Raw genomic sequence first — 6,320 nt, 5'->3', positions numbered from 1 at the left:
CGCGTGGAGCGGGTCGTGGCGGGCGCCCCCGCCGCCGCCCCGGCCCGGTAGGGGGCGCCCGCCACGACCCGCTCCACGCGTACTCGACGGCCCATCTGAAATCCTTGCCGAAGACGTTCCGCCCGGCCGCCGCATCGGCCGGGCCGGAATGCTTGCCACCGGCGGCCGAAACGGTCCCCGGAGGCCGAAAAGAGATGCTAGAACGCCGACTTGGGGAGGGCTCAGCCAATGCAGTCAGCGGTTAACCAGGCATTCACTTTCCGAATACTCGGTCCACTGGAAGTCGAATGCGCGGGCCGCAAGGTCCGTCTCGGTGGATTCAGGCAACAGGCACTGCTCGCCACGCTCCTGCTGGAAGCCGAACACGTCGTACCGATCGAACGGCTCCTGGAGGCCATCTGGGAGGACACCCCGCCCGCCTCCGCGAAGGGGCAGGTACGGATCTGCGTCTCCGCCATCCGGCGCCAGTTCGTCGGGGCGGGCGTGGGGGACCTCATCGAGACGCACCCGGCCGGGTACCGCATCCGGGTCCCGAACACCGCGCTCGACCTGGCCCGCTTCTCGCACCTGGCGGCGCTGGGCCGCTCGGCCGCCCGCGAGGGGCAGCCCGAGCAGGCCGTCGACCTGTTCCGCTCGGCGCTGGCGCAGTGGAAGGGGCCGGTGGCGGCGGGCCTGGAGAGCAGGGTGCTGCGCCAGGCCGCGACCATGCTGCGCGAGGAGCAGCTGTCCGTACTGGAGGAGTGCGTCGACCTGGAGCTCCAGATGGGGCGGCACCGCAAGGTGGTCGGGGAGCTGTACCGGCAGGTCGCCGAGAACCCCTACCGCGAGCAGATGTGCGCCCAGCTCATGCTCGCCCTGTACCGCTCGGGGCGGCAGGCCGACGCGCTGCGGCAGTTCCGCGAGACCCGCACGCTCCTCTCGGCGGAGCTCGGCATCGACCCCGGGGAGTCGCTGCGCACCCTGGAGCGGGCCATCCTCGCCGAGGACCCGTCGCTGGGGGCACCCGGCCGCGCGGCCCCGGTGGAGGCGGGCCGTACGGCACCTGTCGCGTCCCTCATCCGCCAGCCCACGCACCGGGCGGTGAAGACGTCCTGGACCGACCACACCCTGGCGATGCGCACCCGGCTGACCAGTTTGCAGCAGGCCAATCTCCGCCTCCAGGCGACGTTGAAACTCTGACGAAATCGGGTGGGCACCGTTCCCACCAGCGTTTTCCCCAATGCCCCGTGCTCTCGGCACGGGGCATTTCGCGTCCGGTATCGCCGCGCGTCCGGCCGCGATATCCGCGTGAAACCTGGCCGATACGCGTCTTTGGCAGCGTCACCGCCGGTGGGGCCGGACCGGAAAGGAACGGGGAACCGGGAGAAAGCCTCGCCGAAGCCGCGTGAAAGGACTGCTTCATGGCTCTCTCGAACGGCGGAGGTGACCCCTCTCATGGCGCCCTCCCCGCACGGCCCGGCCGGACCCGGCCCTGACCGCACCGGCCACGCCGGCCCCGCTGACCCCGGCGGCCTGGGCGAACCCGGCGAACCGGCACACCCCGGCGGTTCCGTACGCCCCGACCGGCGCGGACCCGTGGTGCACAAGTACGGCGGGAGCTCGCTCGCCACGATCGAGCAGATCCGCGCGGTGGCGCAGCGGGTCGCGGCCACGCACCGCACCGGCCGTCCGGTGGTCGTCGTGGTCTCGGCCCGGGGGAAGACCACCGACCGGCTGCTCCGGCTGACCGAGGCCGTCGGGGCGCCCCCGGCGGGCCGCGAGACCGACCAGCTGCTCGCGACCGGCGAGAACGCGTCCGCCGCGCTGCTCGCCATGGCGCTGCACCGGACCGGGGTGCGGGCGGTGTCCCTGGTGGGCGCCCAGACCGGCATCCTGGCGACCGGCGCGCACGGCCGCGGGGTGATCGTCACCGTGGACACCGACACCATCGACGAGGTGCTCGCCCGGGGCGCGGTGGCGGTGGTCGCCGGGTTCCAGGGGCTGACTGCCCGGCGCGATGTGATCACGCTGGGGCGCGGCGGGTCGGACACCACCGCGGTGGCGCTGGCCGCCGAACTCGGCGCCGCCCACTGCGAGATCTACACCGATGTCGACGGGGTGTTCACCGCCGACCCCCGGCTGCTGCCCGGCGCCCGGGTGCTGCCGGCCGTCGACGTCGACGTGATGGCCGAGATGTCGTTCGCCGGCGCCCGGGTCATGCACGCCCGGGCCGTGGAGCTGGCGGCGCTGCGCAAGGTCGACATCCACGTCAAGCACTCCGCACGGCCCGGCCCCGGGACCGTGATCGCCGCCAGGGAGGAGACGAAAGCCGACATGCTCGAATCAGCGACGACCGTCACCGGAGTGGTCCTCGACGCGGACGTGGCCCGGGTCACCCTGCGCTTCGACGCGGGCGACGCGGACGCGGCGACCGACGTCTTCGCCTTCCTGGCCCGCGAGTCCCTCACCGTCGACATGGCCGCGCTCTCGGACGAGAGCACGGGTGTGAACATCGGCATCACCCTGCACACCGACGACGTACAGCCGCTGCGGGACTACCTGGCGCGGCGCCCGGGGCCCCCGGGCCGGGCCATGGAGTCCGACGAGGGGATCACCAAGCTCTCCCTGGTCGGTACGGGACTGCTCAGCCGCCCGGACAGCACCGCGCGCATGCTGCGCTGCCTCAAGTCGGCGGCCATCGCGCCGAGTTCCGTGTCCACCTCGCAGATGAGGATCTCGGTGACCGTCCCGGACGACGACGCGGTACGGGCCGCCCGGGTCCTGCACGACGAGTTCGGCCTGACCGCGCTCAACGCCGGTACGGGCGTCACCGCGCCCGTACCCGCCTGATCCGACAGAGGAGGTTGTGATGATGTTGCACCATTCGTTCGCACGGCAGTTGCGGCTGCGCCGGATCCACCGCCACGGCGGCGACCGGCTGCTGATCGTCCCGCTGGACCACTCGGTCACCGACGGCCCGCTGACCGGCGGGAACCGTCTCGACCACCTGGTCGGCCGGCTGGCGGACAACGGCGTGGACGCGGTGGTCCTGCACAAGGGCAGTCTGCGGTACGTCGACTCCGCCCGCTTCGCCCGCACCTCGCTGATCGTGCACCTGAGCGCCAGCACCGTGCACGCCCCCGATCCCAACGACAAGTACCTGGTCGCCAGCGTCGAGGAGAGCCTGCGCCTGGGGGCGGACGCGGTCAGCGTGCACGTCAACCTCGGCTCCACCCGGGAGCGGCAGCAGATCGCCGACATGGCCGCGGTCGCGGACGCCTGCGACCGGTGGAACGTGCCGCTGCTCGCGATGATGTACCCGCGCGGCCCGAAGATCACCAACCCGCGCGACCCCGCGCTGATCGCCCACGCGGCCTCGCTCGCCGCCGATCTGGGCGCCGACATCGTCAAGACCGTCTGCGCCGAGACCGTCGCCGAGATGCGCGACATCACCTCCGCCTCACCGGTCCCGCTCGTCGTGGTGGGCGGCCCCCGGGAGCCCGACGAGGACCGGGTGCTCGCCTATGTGGACGAGGCGCTGCGCGGCGGCGCCAGCGGGGTGGCGATGGGCCGCAACGTCTTCCTCGCCCCGGACCCCGGCGCCATGGCCGCCAAGGTCGCCCGGCTGGTCCACCCCGTACCGCACCCGCACGAGATGCCCGCGTCCGACGCGGTTCCCGACGCATCCGCCGTACCGCTGACCACCGTCTCTTAAGAGGAGTTCGCCCCATGAAGCTCAGCTGGCTCGACGCCCGTTCGCTCGGCGAGGCCAAGGAGGCCATCCTCCAGGAGGCCCTGCACTACCGGCTGGAGGGCATCGTCGCCGATGACCCCGCCGACTTCGCCGACCTGCCGCCGACCGTCACCAAGGTGCTGTTCCCCCAGGGCAAGCCGCTGCCCGCCGAGTTCGGGGACGCGTCCGTGGTCATCGTGGACCCGGCCGGGCACGGGATCACGCCGGCCGAACTCGCGTGCAAGCACCCGGAGGTGGAGTTCGGGCGCTTCGTGGAGATCATCGACGCGCCGACCCTGGAGGACGCCTGCGAATCGGCGCGCACCGAGAAGTGGAGCGTGCTGCTCTTCCGCGACCCCACCAAGATCCCGCTGGAGATCGTGATCGCGGCGGCGGCCCGCGCCACCGGCAGCATGATCACGGTGGCGAAGGACGTGGAGGAGGCCGAGATCATCTTCGGTGTCCTGGAGCACGGCTCGGACGGCGTGATGATGGCGCCCAAGGCCGTCGGCGACGCGGCCCACCTCAAGGCCGCCGCCACCGCCGACGTGCCCGACCTCAACCTGGTCGAGCTGGAGGTGCGCCACACCGAGCACATCGGCATGGGCGAGCGCGCCTGCGTGGACACCTGCACGTACTTCCGCGAGGACGAGGGCATCCTGGTCGGCTCGCACTCCAAGGGCATGATCCTGTGCGTCAGCGAGACGCACCCGCTGCCGTACATGCCGACACGGCCGTTCCGGGTCAACGCGGGCGCGATCCACTCGTACACGCTCTCCAAGGACGAGCGGACCAACTACCTCAGCGAGCTGAAGGCGGGCAGCAAGGTCCTCGCCGTCGACATCAAGGGCCAGACCCGGCTGGTCACGGTCGGCCGGGTCAAGATCGAGTCGCGGCCCCTCATCTCGATCGACGCGGTGGCGCCCAACGGGCAGCAGGTGAACCTGATCCTCCAGGACGACTGGCACGTACGGGTCCTGGGACCCGGGGGTGTCGTCCTGAACAGCACCGAGCTCAAGCCGGGGGACAAGGTTCTGGGGTTCCTGCCCAGCGAGGACCGGCATGTGGGTTACCCGATCGATGAGTTCTGCCTGGAGAAGTAACGGTTCGCCCAACGCTGCCGGCAGCTGCGGGCCGGTCGCGCCCACGCGGCGGAGCCGCACATGTCACAGTCCCGCGCCCCTGTAGGGCGCCCAGTACCGCATCGGTCCTGGGCGCCCCCCAACCCCCACCACAGAAAGGACTCCCCCATGCTCAACCGCCGCGATGTCATCAAGCGGGGCGCCGTCGCCGCCACCGTTGCCACCGGGATCGCCGGGGCCGGCGGGGTCGCCGTGTACGGCGCCCGCGACGACGGCTCTCCCGCCCTCGCCGCCGCTCCGAGCGACGGCCACACCGAGACCTACAAGGGCCGCGTCATCCGGGTCACCCCGGCCGGCACGGACCACGCCGTCTCCATAGACGGCAGGCCGCTCCACCTGATGAAGCTCGGCGAGGGCGCCTATCTGAGCGCCCTGTGCCACTACGAGGTCGCCAAGACGCCGCTGCACGCCGCCCGCGCGGCCGTCGACGAGCTGCACGGCGCCAACCTCGTACCGCTCGGCGACGCCTCCCACCACTCCATGTGATCCCGCGAGATTGAGGAACAGGACCATGACACACGTCCGCAGGAACCACCTGGACATGTCGCGCGGCGAGCGGCGGCGGTTCATCAAGGCCGTCCTGGAGATCAAGCGGCGCGGGATCTACGACCGGTTCGTCAAGCTCCACGTCGACGTCAACTCCCAGGACTACCTGGACAAGGACACCGGCAAGCGGGTCGGCCACATCAACCCGGGGTTCTTCCCCTGGCACCGGCAGTACCTGATGGAGTTCGAGAAGGAGCTGCGCCGGGTCGACCCGACGGTGACCCTGCCGTACTGGGACTGGACCAAGGACCAGTCGCCCCACTCCCCGCTGTGGGCCGACGACTTCATGGGCGGCGACGGGCGGCCCTCGGACGGCATGGTGATGACCGGCCCCTTCGCCTACCCCAACGGCTGGGAGCTGCGCGTCAACGTCCAGCCCGAGGGGGACGAGAACCCGGCGCTCAACGGCCACTACACCGTGGACGACCGCAAGTTCCTGATCCGGCGCATCGGGCAGAAGCTTCCCTCGCTGCCCTCGCCCGAGCAGCTGAAGCAGACCATGGACCTGCCGGTCTACGACTGCCCGCCGTGGAACTACACCTCCGGCAGCCAGCCGCCGTACAACAGCTTCCGCAACCACCTGGAGGGCTACACCAACTTCGCCTGGGAGCCCCCGGCCGGGAAGCTGCACGGCGCGGGCCACCAGTGGGTGGGCGGCCACATGATGTACATCTCCTCCCCCAACGACCCGGTCTTCTTCCTGCACCACTGCTTCATCGACAAGATCTGGGCCGACTGGCAGACGCTCCACCCGGACGTACCGCACTACCTCCCGCAGGAGCCCACCCCCGAGGTCGCCGACCCCAGCACCCCGCTCTTCCCCTGGCACACCCGGACCGTCGCCGAGGTCGCCGACCACCGCCGGTACTACACCTACGCCTGACGAGAGGGGGGTCTGAGACATGTGCGGTATAGCGGGC

General features: G+C 71.3%; 6 protein-coding genes. All 6 read left to right on the top strand.

The annotated features are described in order from the left end of the window. The first annotated feature begins 228 nt into the window (after positions 1-228). The 6 genes from ACJA3G_RS27145 to ACJA3G_RS27120 all read left to right on the top strand — a co-directional run bounded on the left by ACJA3G_RS27145 (position 229) and on the right by ACJA3G_RS27120 (position 6,283). Positions 229-1,179, top strand: coding sequence for a BTAD domain-containing putative transcriptional regulator (locus ACJA3G_RS27145; RefSeq protein ID WP_406555674.1), 951 nt, complete (start codon positions 229-231; stop codon positions 1,177-1,179). Between the two features lie 255 nt (positions 1,180-1,434). Further along, positions 1,435-2,829 carry an aspartate kinase gene (locus ACJA3G_RS27140; protein WP_406555673.1) on the top strand — a complete coding sequence of 465 codons (1,395 nt, stop codon included), beginning with the start codon at positions 1,435-1,437 and terminating at the stop codon, positions 2,827-2,829. 19 nt (positions 2,830-2,848) lie between these two features. Continuing rightward, the gene (locus ACJA3G_RS27135; protein ID WP_406555672.1) at positions 2,849-3,694 is read left to right on the top strand and encodes a 2-amino-3,7-dideoxy-D-threo-hept-6-ulosonate synthase; all 846 of its coding nucleotides are present in this window, start codon (positions 2,849-2,851) and stop codon (positions 3,692-3,694) included. Positions 3,695-3,708: 14 nt separating this feature from the next. Continuing rightward, positions 3,709-4,815: a 3-amino-4-hydroxybenzoic acid synthase gene (griH, locus tag ACJA3G_RS27130; protein WP_406555671.1), complete on the top strand. Its 1,107-nt coding sequence runs from the start codon at positions 3,709-3,711 to the stop codon at positions 4,813-4,815. Between the two features lie 147 nt (positions 4,816-4,962). Then, positions 4,963-5,340, top strand: a complete 378-nt coding sequence (locus ACJA3G_RS27125; protein ID WP_406555670.1) for a tyrosinase family oxidase copper chaperone — start codon at positions 4,963-4,965, stop codon at positions 5,338-5,340. A 25-nt stretch (positions 5,341-5,365) separates the two neighbouring features. Then, positions 5,366-6,283, top strand: coding sequence for a tyrosinase family protein (locus ACJA3G_RS27120; protein ID WP_406555669.1), 918 nt, complete (start codon positions 5,366-5,368; stop codon positions 6,281-6,283). Positions 6,284-6,320 lie beyond the last annotated feature (37 nt).

It is taken from the genome of Streptomyces sp. YS-3, from assembly GCF_045257485.1.
In the GTDB taxonomy this organism is placed as follows: Bacteria; Actinomycetota; Actinomycetes; order Streptomycetales; family Streptomycetaceae; genus Streptomyces.
The sequence above is the reverse complement of the archived record's forward strand: the minus strand, read 5'-3'. Positions and strand labels throughout refer to the sequence as shown.

What these genes read in the sequence shown, in the direction of transcription:
- ACJA3G_RS27145 (WP_406555674.1), top strand. Translation starts at nt 229, where the DNA reads ATGCAGTCAGCGGTTAACCAGGCATTCACTTTCCGAATACTCGGTCCA.
- ACJA3G_RS27140 (WP_406555673.1), top strand. Translation starts at nt 1,435, where the DNA reads ATGGCGCCCTCCCCGCACGGCCCGGCCGGACCCGGCCCTGACCGCACC.
- ACJA3G_RS27135 (WP_406555672.1), top strand. Translation starts at nt 2,849, where the DNA reads ATGATGTTGCACCATTCGTTCGCACGGCAGTTGCGGCTGCGCCGGATC.
- griH (WP_406555671.1), top strand. Translation starts at nt 3,709, where the DNA reads ATGAAGCTCAGCTGGCTCGACGCCCGTTCGCTCGGCGAGGCCAAGGAG.
- ACJA3G_RS27125 (WP_406555670.1), top strand. Translation starts at nt 4,963, where the DNA reads ATGCTCAACCGCCGCGATGTCATCAAGCGGGGCGCCGTCGCCGCCACC.
- ACJA3G_RS27120 (WP_406555669.1), top strand. Translation starts at nt 5,366, where the DNA reads ATGACACACGTCCGCAGGAACCACCTGGACATGTCGCGCGGCGAGCGG.